Origin of the sequence: Luteitalea pratensis, assembly GCF_001618865.1 — a bacterium.
In the GTDB taxonomy this organism is placed as follows: domain Bacteria; phylum Acidobacteriota; class Vicinamibacteria; order Vicinamibacterales; family Vicinamibacteraceae; genus Luteitalea; species Luteitalea pratensis.
The window spans coordinates 3,387,833-3,407,340 of the sequence record NZ_CP015136.1 but is presented as its reverse complement, the minus strand read 5'-3'; the positions used below and the strand labels follow the sequence as shown (position 1 = coordinate 3,407,340).

At 66.0% G+C, this 19,508-nt stretch carries 12 protein-coding genes; 6 read left to right on the top strand and 6 right to left on the bottom strand.

Features of this window, described 5'->3' with window-relative positions; translation table 11 throughout:
• The first annotated feature begins 7 nt into the window (after window positions 1–7).
• The 3 genes from LuPra_RS31935 to LuPra_RS13960 all read left to right on the top strand — a co-directional run bounded on the left by LuPra_RS31935 (window position 8) and on the right by LuPra_RS13960 (window position 4,513).
• Window positions 8–502 (top strand): hypothetical protein, encoded by a 495-nt coding sequence (locus LuPra_RS31935; protein WP_157899171.1) that lies wholly within the window; start codon window positions 8–10, stop codon window positions 500–502.
• A 447-nt stretch (window positions 503–949) separates the two neighbouring features.
• Window positions 950–1,507, top strand: coding sequence for a sigma-70 family RNA polymerase sigma factor (locus LuPra_RS13965; protein ID WP_234800882.1), 558 nt, complete (start codon window positions 950–952; stop codon window positions 1,505–1,507).
• Window positions 1,508–1,576: 69 nt separating this feature from the next.
• Window positions 1,577–4,513, top strand: a complete 2,937-nt coding sequence (locus tag LuPra_RS13960) for a protein kinase domain-containing protein (RefSeq protein ID WP_110171313.1) — start codon at window positions 1,577–1,579, stop codon at window positions 4,511–4,513.
• A 1,215-nt stretch (window positions 4,514–5,728) separates the two neighbouring features.
• Here LuPra_RS13960 and LuPra_RS13955 read toward each other — a convergent pair.
• From LuPra_RS13955 to LuPra_RS13930, 5 genes are all read right to left on the bottom strand, one after another.
• Entirely contained in the window at window positions 5,729–7,918 is a 2,190-nt protein-coding gene (locus LuPra_RS13955; protein ID WP_110171312.1) for a tail fiber domain-containing protein, read from the bottom strand.
• Window positions 7,919–8,498: 580 nt separating this feature from the next.
• Window positions 8,499–8,855 (bottom strand): helix-turn-helix transcriptional regulator, encoded by a 357-nt coding sequence (locus LuPra_RS13945; RefSeq protein WP_110171310.1) that lies wholly within the window; start codon window positions 8,853–8,855, stop codon window positions 8,499–8,501.
• A gap of 213 nt (window positions 8,856–9,068) precedes the next feature.
• Entirely contained in the window at window positions 9,069–9,440 is a 372-nt protein-coding gene (locus LuPra_RS13940; protein WP_110171309.1) for a hypothetical protein, read from the bottom strand.
• A 237-nt stretch (window positions 9,441–9,677) separates the two neighbouring features.
• Window positions 9,678–10,271, bottom strand: a complete 594-nt coding sequence (locus LuPra_RS13935; RefSeq protein WP_234800881.1) for an ECF-type sigma factor — start codon at window positions 10,269–10,271, stop codon at window positions 9,678–9,680.
• 108 nt (window positions 10,272–10,379) lie between these two features.
• Window positions 10,380–11,738 carry a transposase gene (locus LuPra_RS13930; RefSeq protein ID WP_234800880.1) on the bottom strand — a complete coding sequence of 453 codons (1,359 nt, stop codon included), beginning with the start codon at window positions 11,736–11,738 and terminating at the stop codon, window positions 10,380–10,382.
• Between the two features lie 30 nt (window positions 11,739–11,768).
• Here LuPra_RS13930 and LuPra_RS13925 point away from each other — a divergent pair, with 30 nt between their 5' ends.
• Window positions 11,769–12,044, top strand: a complete 276-nt coding sequence (locus tag LuPra_RS13925) for a phosphatase PAP2 family protein (protein ID WP_157899170.1) — start codon at window positions 11,769–11,771, stop codon at window positions 12,042–12,044.
• 386 nt (window positions 12,045–12,430) lie between these two features.
• Window positions 12,431–15,220, top strand: a complete 2,790-nt coding sequence (locus LuPra_RS13920) for a protein kinase domain-containing protein (protein WP_110171307.1) — start codon at window positions 12,431–12,433, stop codon at window positions 15,218–15,220.
• Window positions 15,221–16,073: 853 nt separating this feature from the next.
• Here the strand turns inward: LuPra_RS13920 and LuPra_RS13915 are convergent.
• On the bottom strand, window positions 16,074–18,644 hold the full coding sequence (locus tag LuPra_RS13915; RefSeq protein ID WP_110171306.1) for an ATP-binding protein: 2,571 nt from the start codon (window positions 18,642–18,644) through the stop codon (window positions 16,074–16,076).
• A 178-nt stretch (window positions 18,645–18,822) separates the two neighbouring features.
• On the opposite strand from LuPra_RS13915, the gene LuPra_RS13910 reads away from it, so the two are divergent.
• The gene (locus LuPra_RS13910) at window positions 18,823–19,380 is read left to right on the top strand and encodes a hypothetical protein (RefSeq protein WP_110171305.1); all 558 of its coding nucleotides are present in this window, start codon (window positions 18,823–18,825) and stop codon (window positions 19,378–19,380) included.
• Window positions 19,381–19,508: the final 128 nt, after the last annotated feature.

Genomic DNA, 19,508 nt, shown 5'->3' with positions numbered 1-19,508 from the left:
GCGCGCCATGAACGGTGAAGTCCTCGGCGCAGTCGGCATTGGCCAGCCGGATATCGCCGGTCACCTCGACGTCGCCTTCGAACTTGCCAGCCAGGCGCCCGCCCTTTCCAAACACACCGATCTGATTGGTGCTGTGGCCTTCGACGCCGTTGCCCTTCTCAGCAATGCCAAATACCCCGGCGCCCGTCCCCTTGCTGGTGCCGACAATGGCATGGTTCTCGGTGCTCTGGCCCTCAACCCCCCGACCCTTGGTACCAACGCCAAAGACCCCAGTGCCTATCCCCTTGCTGGTGCCAACAATGGCGTGATTCTCGGTACTCTCGCCCTCGACTCCGCGGCCTTTGGTACCGACGCCGAACACCCCGGTGCCAGGACCAAAGGTCACTCCAACGACGCCATGATCGTTAGTGCTATGGCCCTCAACCCCGCGAGCGACAACGCTTCCACCGAATACTGCGACTTGACCTGCAACCGACGAATCTCCTCTTACCTGTGCCATTGACATTCCTCTCCTAAGAGCGAGCGCGAAATGCCTCGTCGCCACAATCCCCACGCGAACTCTGGAGTCTGACCAAAGGGCCAGCACGTCCAGCTAGTGACATAAACTACGCTCGCGATCTCGCGGCGTACCTTTGCGACTGGGTCGGATCAGAAGAATTCGCCGACCCGCATCATCATCATCATCATCTGGGCATTGCCGGGACCGCCGAGCTGTGACAAACACTACACACTGACCGGACCGCCGCCGGCTGGGATCTGGGGCCCACCGTTCATGGACCGCGTCTCGTCAACGTTATCGCCGCTGGAAGACGCTTGTTCCCGAGGCTTGGCGCCGTTCCCCGGGAACCCAACGCCCCCGTCGGGAAGAGAGGCGCAAATCGACACGAACACCTGTCATGTGATGGCAGGTAGAATGGGCGGGCCCGTGTCTGATGACAGAACCCACGACGTGACAGCCCTTCTGATGGAATGGAGGGGCGGCGCCCCGGGAGCCGTGGAACGGTTGCTCCCGCTCGTGCACGGCGAGTTGCGGCGCCTCGCGAAGCGCCACATGGCGGGGGAACGTCCGGACCACGTTCTCCAGGCCACCGCGCTGGTCAACGAGGTCTACCTCAGGCTGGTGGATATTCGGCGGGTGCAGTGGCAGGATCGCGCGCACTTCTTTGCGATGGCTGCGCGGCTCATGCGGCGCGTGCTCGTGGATTACGCCAGGGCCCAACAGAACCAGAAGCGCGGTGGTGCACTCCGTCGCCTGACGTTCGATGAGAACCTGGCCGTCACGAGCGACACGCCCGATGATCTGATAGACATCGACGATGCGCTTCGAGCGCTTGCGGCGCAGTACGAGCGAAAGAGCCAAGTCGTCGAGCTTCGGTTCTTCGGTGGGATGGGCGTCGAGGAAACGGCCGAGGTGTTGAAGGTTTCTCCTGAGACTGTGATGAGGGACTGGAAGTTCGCGAAGAACTGGCTACTGCGAGAGCTTTCGCGCAACAGCACTGGCCGCTGACGCATCACAGGTGGTGGGGCGGTTCTTCGCGTCTTTTCGGGTTGGACCCCCTGACCGGGAGGCAGGCCTATGGATCCCGGGTCCCGAGACCGCATTGCTGATCTGCACGATCGGGCGCTGGAGTGTGCGCCCGAGGAGCGCCGCGGGTTCCTGGAGCACGCATGCAAAGGAGATCACGCGCTTCGCGAGGAAGTGGAGTCGCTGCTCCGGTACGAGTTCGATGCGGCCCGTTTCCTAGAAACACCCGCGGCGGTTGCGGCAGGGGGCCTTGCGCGAACGCGTGACAGAACTCAGATGATGGGCCGTCAACTCGGGCCATATACGATCGTCGCGCTCCTCGGCGCCGGCGGGATGGGCGAGGTCTATCGGGCGCACGACAGCAAGCTCGGACGCGACGTCGCGATCAAGATCCTGCCGTCACACTTCACCGGAGACCCCGAGCGTCGCTCCCGCTTCGCGCGCGAAGCCCGCCTCCTCGCCACTCTCAATCATCCCCACATTGGCGCGATCTACGGTCTCGAGGACATCGATGGGGTCGCGGCCTTGATCCTCGAGTTGGTCGAGGGCCCTACCCTTGCCGATCGTCTCGCGCGCGGACCGCTGCCCATCCCCGATGCAATCGCGGTTGGGCGCCAGCTTGCCGAAGCGCTCGACGCGGCACACGAGAACGGCGTCGTCCACCGGGACCTGAAGCCGCGGAACATCGTGCTGCAGGGTGCCACGACCGCATCTGGGCCTCTATCGAGCGATACGCGCGCGAAGGTGCTCGACTTTGGCCTCGGCAAGACGATGACACTCCGGCGGGACCGTGACCTGACTCACCCTCCCTCGGACTGGGGTGACGACACAGCGGACGGGCGCATCCTCGGAACGCCGGCCTACATGAGCCCCGAGCAGGCGCGCGGCCAGGTGGTGGACAAGCGCACGGACGTCTGGTCGTTCGGTTGCGTCCTTTACGAAATGCTGGCAGGCCACCCGCCATTTGGCGGCGAGACGATGTCGGACACGTTCGTCCGCATTCTGGAACACGAGCCCGATTGGGCTGCGCTGCCCGCTGGGCAGACACCCCCGCCGGTCCGAAGGTTGCTCGAGCGCTGCCTGCGAAAGGATCCACACAAGCGGTTGCACGACATCGCCGACGCGCTGATCGAGCTCGAGGACGCCAGCAAGCCGATCGCATCGACGAGATTCGCGGCCGATGGAGCCGCGGAACCGTCGGCCCACCGTCGGGAGCGGCTCACTTGGAAGACTGCTGCTGCCCTCCTCCTGGGTGCGGCGGCACTTCTTGCAATCGCCACGCGATTGGCTTCCTGGTTCGGAGGATATTGGCCAACCGCGCACAGGGCGAGCGCCGTCGCCCGGCTGTCCCTGAAGATCGAGGGTGACACGGCCGAGAATCTTCGACTTCCGGTGGACAGGTTCTTCACGCCGTTCGCCCTCTCGCCCGACGGCACGCGGCTCGTCTTCCGCGCCCGCGGCAACGGACGATCCCAACTCTTTCTGCGCGAGCTGTCTGGGTTCGACACCCGGCCCATTCCTGGTACCGAGCAAGCGACCACGCCGTTCTTCTCACCAGACGGCCAGTGGATCGGCTTCTGGCGAGCGGAAGATCGCACCCTCCGCAAAGTGTCGCTCGCGGGCGGTCCTCCGATCGCAATTGCTCAGACGCTCGTTCCGATCGTTGCGCTCTGGACCTCCAACGACGAGATCGTGATCGAAGGTGGCAATCAACTGGGTGAACTCTGGTCGATCCCCGCGAGCGGCGGCACGCCCACAGCGATCGCCGTGCGGGATCGCTCCGACGGCGAATTGATTTCACTGCGAGGGCGAGTACCGGGTAGCAATGATCTTCTCGTCGCAAGCGCTGGCGACGGCGGAACTTGGCTCGATGTGCTGTCGCGTGAGACGGGAAAGAGGCGACGATTGCTGCGCGGTGGCAGCAACGTCGTGGCGCGCTACACCGGGACGGGCCATCTCGTGTTCTCGGACGGCGACGCGCTACGGGCCGTGCCAGTGAACCAGCGATTCGAGCCCGTTGGTGATCCCACTCCCGTCCTGCATGGCATCGATCACGACGGTCGGCACTCGAACGTGGCGCTGTCCGATAACGGCACCGTTATCTACATAGCCGCCAACCGTGTCCAGGAGGCAGGACTCCGCTGGCTGGACCGCGACGGGAACGCCACTCCCGTGCCCGGCGGGCGAGTGCCATTTTATACCGCTGCCCTCTCGCCGGATGGCCTGGAGGTAGCGGGTGATCTCGTGGAAGGAACGAAGGTGCAGGTGTGGGTGCTCGATCTGGAGCGCGGTGCAAAGCGCCTGCTCGTCCCCGAGGGCGACAGCTTTCAGCCGATCTGGAGCCGGGACGGTAGATTCATCACCTACTGGTCGACGCCCGGCGACAGCTCGGTTTATCGGAAGCGTGCGGATGGGACTGGCTCCGCGGAGTTGCTGATGCGTGGCCGATCGTCGCTGATGCTCGAGGACTGGTCTCCGGATGGCCAATCGCTTCTGTTCAGCGAGTACACGAATCGCGGCGATACGGACGTCTGGATTTACTCGGATGGCAAGGCGATGCCACTCCTCTCCAGTCCGTCCAACGAGCGGGAGGCGAGGTTTTCTCTTGATGGCCGATTCATCGCCTTCGAGGCCGACGACGGCGGTGTCAGCCACGTCTACGTGCAGCCGTTTCCCGGGCCCGGCCCTCGGACCGCTATCTCTGCGGAGGAAGGGGACAGGCCTGCATGGATCACCGGCGGGCAGCTCCTGTTTCTAAGTGCAGGTCGAATGATGGTCGCCGATGTCCAGACCCACCCGGGCCTGCGCGTGGGTTACACGCGACCTCTGAACGAACGACGTGATGCTCAGCACAGGATCATGCCTTTGCCTGACGGACGTCGCTTTCTGATGCTCTCACCAAGGGCAATGGAAGGGCCGATCGAGTTGCGCATCATCCTCAATTGGTTCCAGGAGCTTGAGCGGCTCGCCCCCCATCCGCCGCGCTAACCCCGACTGCCCACCCAGCTCTCTGCACGGACATTTTGCAGTCTGACCCGCGCATTGTCGCCATCGTGTCGGCGAAAGACGAGCGCGGGAAGCCACCCTGCGATCGACAACTTCTCGCGGCGGATTCTGGGATTACACGTGGCCGCTGCGTTCGCACCGGGCCACAGCGTGGCCGTACTCCTCACCGCCAGTCAGGGCGCAACGGCGTCAACACGTGTCCCAGTCGTGCTGGCGGACGCGGAGTGGAGAACGCAAGCGCTCAGATCGACGCACTGCTCGCCACACGAGTGATGCGCTGTCTGCTGGTGGCGTTGGTGCACGGCTGTGTCCACGGACATTCCGCACTTCCGCGCGGGAGTTCTCGTCAGCCAGGACGGGAAAGTCCACAGGACGAGTACCGCGAGCATGCCGCCGAATACAGACATGATTCTGCTGCAGGCATGGCGCCGGCTCAGCCGCGGTACTTTTTACGTGCCGAACTAAGGAGGGTCGGGCTGGGCACCACCCGGTACTGCTCCGCGATTGACTCGAAGTCGCTGCGTCTCAGGCCATTACCGGCGAGAGCGCGCTGGACAAAAGAGTATCGAGCTTACTGTGGGGGTATATCTGGGGGTATGGATCTCAGCAGCAGCAACAGTTAAGTAGCTGTTGGTCATTGATTTACAAAGTGGCCATTCGACTCCCGCCGCCTCCACCATTTGTCCAGAGTTGTCCGTAGGCGTCCATGGCAATCCATGGACGTCCGGCTCTGCCTCAACACTTTCCTAACAATTCACGACCTTTTGGTCGGTTGGTAGCGCAGGTGGCTGCCAGAGTCCGCCTCGCACCCGTGCGCGGCGGGGGGACTTTTGGGAGTACGTGGCGATTTGGGGGTATCGATGCCCTGGGGGTATCGCCGCGCCCCCGTAGCCCAATCGCTACCATCGCACCCTCGCCTTCGCCGCAGGAGCCCGCTACGCTTATCGCTGCCTACTCCTAGAACTCGCTCGCGTGCAGGAATCTTACGGGGCGCTCGAGGCCCGGGGCGCCCACGGGCCTCTGACTCACCGGACCGACGTGACGACGGGACTATTCACGCGCAGCATTCGAGCGCCGGCTCTCCGCTCAAGCGGCGTGGTCAACCCGTCCACCGAATCGGATCACGCCCACGCACGGCGGGCGTGGCCTGGCCACCGCGCGAGCCTGTGAGGGGAGACGGCCCGCGGTCGGCGATCCTCAGCGCCGACTCGGAATCCGCGCCGACAGCACTGCTTCGAGTCGCTTCTCCAGTTGCTCGATCCGGTTACGCTGCTCGGCGAGTTCCTGTTGCTGCCGCTGTACCTCGTTCAACAGGAGCACGTTGGGCGTCTCGTAGTGCACGGTCTCGATGTCGCCGGCGGAATTGCGCACCGCCAGATCTGGAAAGACGTCGGCGACTTCCTCGGCGATGAGCCCGAACTGAAGAGGCTTCGCGCCGTCGCGGTAAGCCTGTGTATAGCGGAACGTGACCGGACGAAGAGCGAGGACGCGTCGGCTTCGGTCGCCCATGTCGTGGATGTCTTCCTTCGCCCGCCGCGACGACGACACCGTGCCGAATTGACCTGCCGAGTCCACCATCACGGGAATGGCATCGGCGTTGAGTGTCGTCACGCCGCGGACCCCGGCGACGAACGCCCGCGTCTGCGTTCCCTGCAAGCCGAGGTACATCGTGTTCGACTCACCGGCCGCGCCGAGCACGCCCGCACCAAGATAGATGTTGTTCGACCCGATCGTGGCGTTGGAGCCGGCGGACTGTCCGACCGCCGTATTGGCGACGCCCGACGAGTTCGCGAACAATGCCCCTTGGCCCAAGGCGGTATTCTCGCGTCCAACGCCGTTCGTGCTGAGGGTATTGGAACCGACCGCCACGTTCTGCCCACCTATCGTGTTCTGCCGCAGGGAGCCCTGCCCCACGGCGGCGTTCGAGCTGCCCGTGGTGTTGGCGCGGAGCGCTTCAGACCCGAGCGCCGCATTGGCCAGCCCAGAGCTCGTGAACTGCAGGGCGCGGTATCCGACGGCGGCGTTGCTGTGTCCGGAGCCGATGGCCGCAAGTGCCTCGGCGCCGATGCCCGAATTGAGCCCGCCCGACACACCGGCATTGCCGGCGCCACTGCCGAGAAAGACGTTCGAGGCCCCAGGCGCGTGGAGGAACGTCGAGCCGTTCTTGGTGATGTTGCCACTCGTGGAGCTCGACGTGCCGAGCTCGAGATTGCCGCCGATCGTCTGCGTCCCGGAGAACGTGTTGGTGGCGAGTGTCGCAGCGCCGCTAATCGCCGCAACGGAATGACCGTGGGAGAGCGGGGCGTAGAGCGCGTTGGTGAAGGTGGTGTCGAGCCACAGAGTGACAGCTCCGGACGCGCCGCCTCCGGACAAGCCGGCGCCAGCCGAGACACCGGTGATGTCGCCGGTGTTGGTGACGATGGGGTTGCCTGCAAGATCGCGGTAGTCGTTGGCGAAGACCGTCCCCGAGCCGTCGACGCGGAACTTGTCGCCACCGGCCCTGCCGATGATCAGCGTACCGCCGCCGTTGTTCTGGAACACCGCGGCCGTCGCGTTCGGGCTGTTAACGGATCCGAGCACACCTGTGCCCGTGCCCGTCGACGCGATGACCTGCCCTATGACACCCACGCCCGCAGTGCCTTCTGACGTACCGTCGATGCCCACTCCACTCACGGCATTGCGACCAATTCCACGGATCGCGGGGCCGCTGCCCAGACTTTCGCCGAAGACCCCATGGGTGAAGGCGGTAGGGTGCAGCGCGGCGCCGTAGACACCTGCGCTCAGGTTGACACTGGCCGAGGTTACCCCCGCCACCCCGAAACCCTGGCCGACGGTGACAGTGGAAGAGCCCCGAAGCGCCGTGCTGCCGGGCGTATTCACCGATGAGAACACCCCAGAGAACTGTCCGAACGTCGCGGTCAGCAGACCGTTGATGTTCTGGTTGCCGTTGAAGGAGTTCGCGCCGAGCGTCGCGGCTCCCGCCACTTGGTTCACCGCATGACCATGACCCATTGGTGAGTAGCGCGCGTCGAGCGCGACCAGATCGGTCGGGCCCGGCGGCCCCTCCGGACCGGCAGGCCCCTGCGGTCCCACAGCACCGAACGTGACGAGCAGTTCGGCATGGTCGTCGTCGGAGAGGCCGGGCGCAAAGGTGCCGTCCGTGCTGACATTGACGGTGTGATCGCCATCCGCGCATCTGCGCGGCAGCGTCGCCGTCAACCAGTCGTCTGCCCCACCGGTCACGGGCAGCGGCTGCAGGTCCAGCGAGACAATCGCGTCGCCCCCCCTGTTGAAGTTGTAGCCGAGCAGCGTGAGTGTCCGTGTCGAGGCGTCGACGGTCACGCTGAGGATGCGCAGGGCGTCCCCAGGCGACGGGCGCGGAGGCATTGTTGACGTGAAAGGATGCTGCAAAGGTTCGGGTCGTGCGATCGCTGAGCGTCACGACCGCCTGGATCGAGTGCTGGCCATCGACGAGTTCTCTGACGGTATCGTACGGTTTGGCTGCGCTGACCGAGCCGCCGGCGAGGTCGTAGGGAGTACGCACGTCCTTACCCACCTGGGTGCCGTCGACGAAGAACTCCACGTCCTCGATCTGACTCACCGACAAGGTGCTCGGCGCGAATACCACGTAGACGTTGCCCTGCACGGTCGCGCCGTTCAGCAGGACGCTGCCAGACCGGTCGGCGCTGGTGGACCAATAGATGTCGTCTGCGTTTGCGGCGACGGCAGGTCCCAGAACGAGACCGGCGGTGAGCAGCAGCTTCGTGACATACGCCAACAGCGGTGCGGCGTCTCTCGTGATCCGATACATGCGGGGTCCTTCCCTGTTCCGAGGCGCTTGGCCATCGGATGAACGCCTCACCGGCCGCATCTACACAGCCAGAGCAGGTACACCATCACTGGTAGTGCGCCGTGACTATGGAAAAGATGGCCACGGCGCGGCGAGTCCCATTTGGGAGTGAAGCAATCAGCCAGCGTTACTCGCCGCCCGCAACACCTGCACGAGCGCCGACTGCCGGCGTGTGCCGGTCTTGTGCAGCACCGTCTTGAGCCGGGTGCGAACGGTGCCGATCGTCAGGCCGAGCATGGTCGCGGCTTCCGTGACGTCCCGCCCTTCCGCGAGCAACCGCGCCAGGCGCGACTCCGCGGGCGTCAACCCGAACAACTGCGAGAGCGCGCCATCGTCCAGGCCCACCGGCTGTTCGGCATCGGTGACGATCACGATGACCGTGGCCGCGGCCGCCGCGAGGCGCTCGGTGCCCCGACCCACTGGCGCGACGCGGGCAGTCAGCGCGCGGCGCGGGGCACGACGCGGCAACAGCATCAGGCCTCCCGTATCCCGAACGCATTCGTGGGATGTGGCGCGTTAGAGCCGCCGCGACCCATGGCACGCCTCGCGGCGAGTCTCCCGCAGACGCTTCGCCGAAGGCGTCGCGAGTGAAGCGTAGACACCCGGACGCACCAACTCCTCACAACCCGTATCAGCGATGCGAGTGCGACGCTCCCTGGCTGCGAGCGCCGCAAATCCGAGTTGAAATTACCAGTCCTCGTGCGCGGAATTGTTGTCGACCGCGTTGTAGAAGAACTGCCACTTGCCCGCACCGTCGTTCAATGCGCCCACATCCTGGAAGCACACAAGCCCATCGCCGTTCTGATCGATTACGTCAAAGAGGGAAGCGAATTCCGCCGTATCGTAGATGCCCTCCTGCAAGGCAGCCTGGATGCGCGGGAGCTGGATGCTCGCAGCGAATGTCAGGCTGCCAAGTTCGAAGCCGCCGCCGCAACCACGATGAGGCTGATCAATCGCAGCGACGGATGAGGCAGTCAGCAGGCCGCCCAGCAGTGCTGTCAGGGCGAAAGCGACCCCGTTGTGGACCCAATGGCTTGTTCGCTGACGATGCTGTCGCATAACACTCCCTCTTCACGGACACAGCTTGCGCCGCCCGTCGGATGGCCTTCGAGACGCGGCGCGCGCTCCCATGCCTGACGACGTCGTTGGTTGGCGGGGAACGCGCTCTACCTCCAATGGCGCAAACAATCGGAAAATGGATCATCGAACGCCCGCGCGCGAGTAGCGCGCCACCTTCCGGCGTTTGGCGGGGCGGGGAGGTGCGCGTCGGCGGGGTGCCCGACGCCTGAAGGAGAACTATCCTTCCGTGCTGGCCATCGGATCGGATTCGATGGCGGCAGCGAGCCACGCCCGCGCGAAGGTCCACTCGCGCTTGACGGTGCCCGTTGAGAGGCCCAATTCCGTTGCGGTGCTTTCCATCGTCAGACCGTCAAGGAACCGCAGTCGAACGACGCGGGCAGCGCGGGGAAGACGATTGCTCAACTCTTCAAGTGCCCGATCCAGGCGCTCCAGCATCGCCTCGATGTCCTCGGGAGCCTGGGCCACCGCACGCGTCGCCGATGTCTGCAGTGGTTCATGGATAGCGCCGCCACCGCGCTTTTCAGCCAGGCGCCGACGGCCGTGGTCGACCAGGCGGCGTCGCATTTCGGCGGCCATCAGCCGAAAGAAGGTGTCGCGATTGTCGACCAAACCGGGACCGTGCCGCAGCAGTCGCAGGTAGGCCTCATGGAGGAGCGCCGTTGTCTGCCAGGCATGGCCGGGCCGCTCGCGCCGAAGACGGGCGCGAGCCATTCGGCGCAGCTCGCCATATGTCAGGGCCACGAGCTGCTCACCTGCTTCAGCATCGCCCGATCTCCACGCCTCGAGCAGTTGCGTAATGTCGCCTGGCACGTTTCGCCAACCCCTCAAGCGGTCCCGTCCAGGGCTCCGACTCCCGGCGGCACCGGGTAGTATACTGCCCGGCGACAAGCCTAGCAGCCCGTGGCGCAAGTCACTGACTCACGCCGGCATCGCAGCGGCGAGGTCGTCGATGGTGTCGGGCGGCAGGGGCATCGACACGGGCTCGGTGCCCGGCAGGACGACCCAGCGGTCGGCGAGTAGGCCGGCGAGGGCCGTGAGGACGCCGGCCAGCACCCCGAGACGGCCCTGGAAGCCCCGCGGGGTGCCGTGGCCGATCCGCTGTCGCATGATCAGCCCGAGATTGAAGGCGCCCGCATGCACCAGGAGCCGCTTGAGGATGTTCTGATGGCCACGGAGGTGCGTGCGCCGCATCGCGCCGGTCTCATAGAGGTGCGCGAAGGAGCGCTCGACGTACTCGGCGCGCTGCCGGCGCAGGCGTCCGCCCCGCGCCCCGCGGAGACGCCGCCGATTCGCGTAGACCAGCGCTTGCGCGTCCGGCAGCGCCCGCCAGCAGCGACGGCCCCGATCCGGTTCGGCGATGTAGGCACGCACGCTGAGCGCGTCCAGGTCGATGAGCGCCCGATTGCTGTGGTAGCCCTTGTCGCCGATCAGGTCATCGAGGTGATGCGGCGCACCGGCCCGTTCCAGTTGGGTCGTCGCGTCCACGACCGTGTCGATCACCGTGGTGGCGTCGCCGACGTCGGCCCCGTCCAGGCGCACCGAGACGACCGCCCCGCTGTCGACATCGACGGCGTGCTCGGCCTTGTGCGCGAGGTGCGTCCGCCCGTCCTTCATCTTGGTGATCTTCGCGTCGGGATCGTGGGGATGCGTCCAGTCCTGGTTGGAACTCCGCTTCTTGCGCCGACGATCGAAGCGCGCCAGCGCCTCGCGCGTCGGCGTCGTGATGCCGGACGCCGCGGCAAGCTGCGTGAGGTAGGCCTGATACGTCTCGCCCGTGTCACGCCGCACGATGCTGCGCATCGCCGCGTTGGCTTCCAGCGTGGTCGCATCGACCGCCACGGTCTCGCCGCGCCGCAGGCCGTGCGCCACCAATTGCGTCTGGACCCACGTGAAGACCGCCCGATGGGTCTCGACGTCGATCAGCCGCCGCGTGCGGGAGATGGTCGAATGATCCGGCGTGCCGTCCTCGAGCCCCAGATGTAGGAAGCGGCGGATCGCCAGCGAATCGGCGGCCCGCCACGCAATGCCGCGCTCGGAGCCGAGGCCCTCGAAGTACCCGAGGAGAAGCAGGCGGAAGTACCGACCCGGCGCCAGCCCGGGGCGTCCCATCACCGCCGCGTAGAACCGGCGGCATTCGGCCTCGACGAAGGCGTCGAAGCCGGCCGCGTCGAGCACCGTATTCAACTGCGCGTAGAACGGATGTCCAGGCGCGGTCGGCAGGTCCGAGGTCGCGATCCACAGCGGCGGTTGTTCATCCTGACGGGTGCCCATGGCCATGCGCAGCCAGTCTATCGAGCGCGATCGATCGTGTCGATCCCTCCGATCGACTCAGGCGATACTTTCACCACGGGCTGCTATCCGTCCGGCCACGGGTGTCTGGTCGGGGCGGCGGAGACGGCCATCGGCGCATTACTACCGCAGGACGCGGCCGAAGCGTCGAGGCAGGCGACTGAAGGTGCGGAGTCGCGCCTGTATGCCGGCGCCCATTATCGGTTCGACAACGACATCGGACGCGCCCTCGGACGCACCGTCGCACGCGCCGTGCTCGACGCCGACCGTCAGGGCAGGCTACGTCGTTGGTGAAGCGCTACAGGCTGGAGACGATCTGTGAGCACGGTGTCTACTCGGCCGCCATTCGTGGCAAACCGTAGCGACGGGTCGCGCCTGCTGGCGGTCGATCGGCAAGCAACAAACGAGCGCGTGGGTGTCAGCTCTCACCCACGACGGCAAGATGTGCTCGAGGGCTTGCTGCACTCGCACCGGTTGAAGAACCTGCCCGACGGGAAACGCGCTGACCGCCATGGCCGACCTATCCAGTCGGCTGGACCCGGCGCTCCTCGAGTACCTCATCAATCTAACCGCTGCCTCGGGATGGCACCACAGATGGCGGATCGAGTGCTTGCCGATCGAGCGAGCGTGCACGCTGTCTGCGGTACCATCAGGGCCATTGCGTAGGCATTACAGCGCACGTGAGGCAGGCCGGGCTCGAGGCCCGCGGCCGCGCGCCGACCATGGCCAACGGCATACGTCTCGCATTTGGTGAGCGAGTGGGCTCGTACGAAATCCTCAGCCACCTCGGATCCGGGGGCATGGGCGAGGTGTACCGCGCGCGCGACGTGCGCCTCGGTCGCACTGTCGCTCTCAAGGTCGTCGCGCCGCACATCGCTGGCAGCGCCGACGCCGATCTGCGTGCGCGCTTCGAACGTGAGGCGCGCGCCATCGCCGCCCTCGACGATCCGCACATCTGCAGCGTCTACGATGTCGGCGAGCACGACGGCCTGCTGTACCTGGTGATGCCGTGTCTCGAGGGACAAACCCTGGCGGCGCGGCTCGCGACCACGCGTCCGCTGCCGCTCGACGACGTGCTGCGCATCGGCCAGGAGGTCGCGGGCGCGATGGAGCGCACGCATCGCGCCCACATCACACATCGCGATCTCAAGCCGGCCAACATCATGCTGACGAGCACCGGGGCGAAGCTGCTGGACTTCGGCCTGGCGAAGGCGCTGGCGCCGTCGACAGTGGACGCAGGGCGAGCCGTCACGCAACTCGCGCCCGAGCCGGCGGTCACGACGGCGGGCACCCTCGTCGGGACGCTGCACTACATGGCGCCCGAGCAGGTCGAGGGCCGAGAGGCCGACGCGCGGAGCGACATCTGGGCCTTCGGCGCGGTGGTCTACGAGATGGCGACCGGTCATCGTCCATTCGACGGTCCCTCGGCCGCGGCGATCATCGGGGCGATCCTGCGAGATCAGCCGCGACCGATCTCGTTGTACCAGCCACTGGCCCCTCGCCTGCTGGACCACGTCGTGGCGCGGTGTCTCGCGAAGGCTCCGGACGAGCGCTGGCAGAACATGGGCGATGTCCGCGGCGAGTTGCGATGGGTTGCCGAAAGCCGCACGGACTCTCCAGCCGAAGGCTCGAACCCGCTTCCGGTGCGGCGTCGCCTGCTCCGGTGGCCGAATGCGGCCATCGCCGTGGCGATGGTTGCGGCGACGATCGCCGCCCTGGCATGGTTCCGTGTGGGTGCGCCCCCCGAGCCCCCCCTGCGCGCGTCGGACAGCATGGCGCTCGACCTGGGCTCCGATTTCATGACCGGTGCCGCAACCATCGGCGCCACGTTCATCCTTGACCCAGACGGCAAGCGCATCGTGTTCGTCTCGACGAACCGTGCCGGCGTCCAGGGCCTCTCGACGCGCCGCCTCGATCAACTGGACGCGACTCCGTTGCCCGGCACCGCCGCTGCGTATGCACCGTTCTTCTCGCCTGACGGCGAGTGGGTGGGCTTCTTTGCAGACGGCAAGCTGAAGAAGCTTCGCATCGCTGGCGGTGAGCCGGTCACGCTGTGCGACGCGCCGGCGGGCCGGGGCGGGAGTTGGGGCGAGAACGGGACGATCGTGGCGGCACTGGATGCACCCGGCCGCATCGTGTTGTCGCTGGTGCCGATTGACGGAGGAAGGGTCACGCCGGCCACGAAGCTCGCGCCCGGAGAACGGACACATCGCTGGCCACACTTCCTGCCGGGGGGCACCGCGGCCCTGTTCACCATCTTCCGGACGGCAGGCAACTTCGATTCGGCCGACATCGCCGTCATGGACTTCGAGCGCAACGTCCAGAAGGTCGTGCTCCCGAACGCAGGCATGGCGCCTCGCTACCTGCGCACCGGGCACCTGGCGTACGTGTCGAAGGGCACGCTATACGTGGTGCCGTTCGATCTCGAGCGACGCGAAGTGCGCGGTGATGCCATTCCCGTGCTCGAGGGAATCGCTGCCGACCCCGAGTTCGGAGCCGCACAGATCGACGTGTCTCGCGGCGGCACGATGGTCTACCGGAGCGGTACGACGAGCGGACTCCGGGTCCTCGAATGGCTGGACGCCACGGGACGAACCGAATCGATGGGCCTGGCGCCGGCGTTCTACCAGTACCCTCGCGTGTCGCCTGACGGCAGCCGTGTCGCCTTCGAGTTGAACGAGGGAACAACCTCCGACATCTGGGTGTACGACTGGCAGCGGGGGACCCGCACGAAACTGACGGCGGGCTCGGGGTTCAAGAGAAATCCTGTCTGGAGTCCAGATGGACAACACGTGGTCTTCCAATCCTCGGGTCGCTTGTTCTGGGCGCGCGCCGACGGGGCGAGCCCCTCCCTGCCCCTGTGGGCGAGCCAGAAGCCGATTCAAATCCCCACGTCGTTCACTCCGGACGGCAAGCGGCTCGCCTTCTTCGAGGTCTCGCCCGATCGTGGCCTTCTCATTCAGACCGCGGCGGTCGACGTCGACGCCGGCAGACTGCGGATCACTGAGGCCGTGCCCTACCAGCAGGCGACATCGAACAACTCCAGTCCGGCCTTCTCGCCGGATGGGCGCTGGATGGCGTACATGTCGACCGACTCGGGTCGGCACGAAGTCCACATGCGCGCCTTTCCCGACACGGGCAGGCAGTGGTCGATTTCGACGGCTGGTGGCATATTTCCCGTGTGGTCGCGCACCGCGACCGAACTGTTCTACCGCGCGGAGGATCTCCGCCTGATGGTCGTCCCGTACACCGCAACGAACGACACATTCGTCGCGGGGCGGCCACGCGTGTGGTCCGATCGGCGCCTGCACAATCTCGGGCTCATCGGGACGTTCGATCTGGCGCCCGACGGCAAGCGCTTCGCCGCGGTGCTCTCGGCCGAGGCGCCGCAACCGGCGCGGCAGCAGGTAACGCTAATGCTGAACTTCTTCGACGAGGTGCGACGACGTGTTGCGGCGTCGGGACGATGATGAATGACGGGCCTCACACCACCCTTACGGCACTAGCACTGAAAGCCCACCCACTCTTCGAAGCGAACCCGAGCTTGGCAGTTGTGATGCGTTGCATCACGGTGGGTGGCGTTGAGCAATGCCGCGCTGTGTGCACGGACATTCTGCACATTCCTGCGCGAGTTCTCGTCGCCCAGCACTCGAGAAGAGGCGACCGCGGCATCGACGAGAAACCTGGACATGGTGCTGCCGTTCCAAGTGCGACCGCACGACGACTCCGACGCGGCCCGATGGAACCGCACGAGCCTCGGACCAATGGCATGCGCCGGGCGACTGTGCACGGACATCCTGCAGTTTCGCGGGCAAAGTCTCGTCGTCGATGTGAACGACCGCCAAACTGCTTGGCCAATTTATTCGAACCGAGCGTGGGGGTACAAACGGGGGTACGGAACTCGTGCGCAGTGCGCTCAAGTTGCTGTCAACGAGCTAGTTACCGCCAGCGCTTCGACTCCCGCCGCCTCCACCATTCGTCCACAGCGGTACACAGGCGTCCATGGCTGTTCATGGGCGTCCAGCATTTCAGCGTGCAGCGCGCCTAGCAAACCAGCCCACCACGGGCGCGCGGCACTGCTCCACTCCTTTCCCGAACCGCCTTCCTTCCACAAACGCGTGGGGGTATTTCTGGGGGTACCTTCCGATTTGGGGGTATCGATGCCCCCGGGGGTATCGGCGCCCGGCGTTGACACCATCCAGCGCACGAGAACGACGCGCGACTTGTAGAACTCGCTCGAACGCGTACTCCTTTACAGGCGCGCCGCTGCGCCGCGGCGAGCGAACCGGGTGGCCGGCGCTCCGATCTGATTCGGCTCTAACCTTAGTGCGGCATCCGGGCCGGCTCGTTTCCAACGACCAGCCGTCCTATCCTCGATAAGGCGTGCCGGCTCGTGAGGATGTGTGGCGTGGAAGGGTCCGCACCTGACCGCAGAACGTGCTGCCGGACAAGCTCGAGGGCCTGCGCGGCGGACATCGCTCTGCCGACTCCGGACGCCCGCGCAAAGCCGGCGTCGCCAAGTGCCTGGCATACGAGGTCGACATACTTGTCCCTGATCCAGCTGATGGTCGGCGCAAGGGCACCGCCCACCGCTTCCATCAGCCCGTCGGACGCGCCCCACAGCTGCGCGGCCAGTTCGGCATGGCCCTCGTCGGCCATCAGCCCAGCACAGACTGCGAGTCCCCAGGCCAGACCACGCCGGTCCTCCATCGCCTCCGATAGCGTCATCGCTTCGGTCGCGTACACGCGCGCGCGGTCCATATCCCTCTGCAGGATATGCAGACCTGCGGCGATGGACAGTAGGATGCAGAGTCCCCAGATGTCCCCCTCGCGGCGATGCACGTCGATGGATTCCTCGTAGTACGCCTGCGCTCGATCGCGATCGCCTGCCCGCAGCGCGACGTTGGCCAGAATCATCAGCGGCCCCCCATGCTGAATCGGATCGCCACCGGCGTCGGCTGCCGCCCGCGCCGCCATGGCAGTCGCGGCAGCGCACTCGCACTGGCCGAGTTCAAACGACGTGAGCGCCAGCATGAACAGCGCAAAGGACACCGTCCAGCCGTGGTGCAACGTTTCACCGAGAGCGTGCGCCTCGCTGGCCGCCTCGGCCGCCGCTACGTGCCTTCCCTGGAAGTAGTGCATATGAGCCAGGCCGATCAACACCCTGGCTCGCGTCAGGCCAGTCGGCTCCAGGGTGAGGGCACGTTCTAACCACTGCTTACCCTCTTCGAACAGGCCTCGCTTGGTCCAGAACCAGAACAGGCTGCCGGTCAAAGCGACGCCCTGCGCGGCCAGCGCGGACGACGCGAGCGCCCACTCCAGGGCCGTCCGCACGTTCTCCTGCTCGGCCTGCAGTTGTGCGAGATACGGAAGCTGCCCCGCGCCGCGAAGGACGCTCAGCGCGTCACGAAACTGGTTGGCGAAGAAGCCAGCATGACGCGTCCGCAGTCGCTCGCCCGCGTCGGGTGGCACGACTCGCTCCCGCGCATACTGCCGGACGGTTTCGAGCAGGCGGAACCGCGCCACCCCCTCCTGATCACGCTGGAGACCCACGAGCGACTTGGCCACCAGCCGTGACGACAACTCGAGTACGTCGCATGGATCCAGGCCGTCGCCACTGCAGATCGACTCAGCCGCCTCGATCGTCCAGGACGCAGGAAAGACCGACAGGCGGCCGAGCAGATGGCGCTCGGAGTCGGACAGCAGCTGACAACTCCACTCAACAGCGGCCTCGAGTGTTCGTTGACGGGCCACCGCCGTACGCGCACCTCCGGTCAGCAGCTTGAAGCGATCCTGCAGGCGTGTCTCGATCTGTGCGGGCGACAGCAGGGTCACGCGAGCCGCCGCGAGCTCGATCGCCAGCGGCATGCCGTCGAGCCTCTGACAGATGCGCCCGATGGCTCCGGCGTCTGCCTCGCTGGCATTGAAGGTCGCGTCGAGGGTCATGGCCCGCTCGACGAACAGTTGCACAGCCTCCGACTCGGGCGCCTGGCCGTCGATCTCCGCGCTCCCCACGGGCAGGGTCAGTGACGGCACGCGGAAGACGGCCTCACCGCGCACGCCGAGCGGCTCGCGAGTCGTCGCCAGAATCCGCACGCCCGGGGCATCGCGCAATAGCGCTTCGACCAGGTCGGCACAGGCGTCCAGCACGTGCTCGCAGGTGTCCAGCACAATGAGCAGCTGTCGATGGCGCAGGCTGGCAGTGAGCGCGTCACGCACGCCTCGCTGTCCGCTCTCGTGCACGCCCAAGACGGACGCGACCGTCTGCGGGACGAGGTCGGCCGCGGTGATCGGCCCGAGGTCAACCATCCACACACCGTCGTGACACGCGTGCAGGATGTCTGACGCAATCCGCAGTGCGAGCCTGGTCTTGCCGACGCCGCCCGCGCCCGTGAGCGAGACCAGCCTGTTGGCCCCGAGGAGCCGCCGCAGTTCTGCGATCGCCTCCTGTCTGCCGACAAAGCTTGTGAGCTCGTCGGGCAGGTTGTGGCGGCGTGCTGGTGGTACGTCGATTGGCACGCCGGACGACTCGGGTGGTGCAACCGAGAGCGCCCTTGGCACGATTTCCACGGGCGCGATGAAGCGATAGCCCTTGCCGGATACGTTCTCCAGGAACCGCGGATTGATGTGCGAGTCCCGCAGCACCTGCCGGATCCTCAAGACGGCCGTGTGGATTCCCGCATCCCTGTCCAGGAAGACGTCTGGCGGCCACAGCCTGGCTGCGATGTCGTCGCGCGAGACCAGTTCGTTGCGTCGTCCCACCATGAGCAGGAGCAGGTCCATCGGCTGCCGCGCTAACCGCAGGCGCCGCCCGCGCCGGCGCAACTCGTAGGCCACCGGGTCGAGCTCGAATTCTCCGAATTGAAAGACCGAGGCAGGCGCAGCGGCGGTCATGAGCTGGACCCCTTGGTAGCCATAAGTGACTGTACCCCTGTGACTTGCGCCGCAAGGAAAGTTCAGGAATCTGGCAAGGCGGCGTCAATGGCGCGACGCTGTGGAATGCGAGAGAGTGTGGCATACCCCACAACGGCGTGGGCCAACAACATCACGCCACCACTCGAGGAGATGCCCGATGCGCGCCTGTCACACCGCCCTTGGTCTTGTCGTTGTCGTCCTGTCCACCGGATGCAGCGAGCCGATGTCGCCGACGTCACCCACGGCACTCGAACGGGGAGCACCGGCGCTCACCGCGTCGATCGGCGCCGGGAGCGCACCGGGCACCGCGAGCACCGCCGAGACACCATTCAAAGGCACCCTCGAAGGGACGGTCGACTTCGCCATCGTGGGACCTGCGCTCGCCCACGTCGTCATCTCAGCCTCCGGTGTGTCCACGCACCTCGGTCGGTTCACCGTGGAGGTTCCCCACGACGTCGACCTGTCGATCGCCGCAGGGTCGGGTACCTACACGTTCACGGCCGCGAATGGTGATCGGCTCATCGCCTCCTTCACGGGCAACGCTGACACCTCGACGCCCATCTTCGTCATCGAGGAACAGGCCACGATCACCGGCGGCACTGGCCGGTTCGCCAATGCAAGCGGATCGTTCAGCGTCAGCCGGCTGTACGACACCGCCGCAGGCACGACGAGGGGAACCTTCACGGGCACAGTGCGTACCGCGGGCCCACACTGAGACTGCAGCGCGGCTAGGTGGGAGCACAGAAGCGCTCCGACCTGGCCGACCGCGTGGCTCACGCACGCTCGCAGGCTACGGGCCGATGGAGGCCAACCCCGCCCAATTGTCGGTCCTTATAGTTTGTG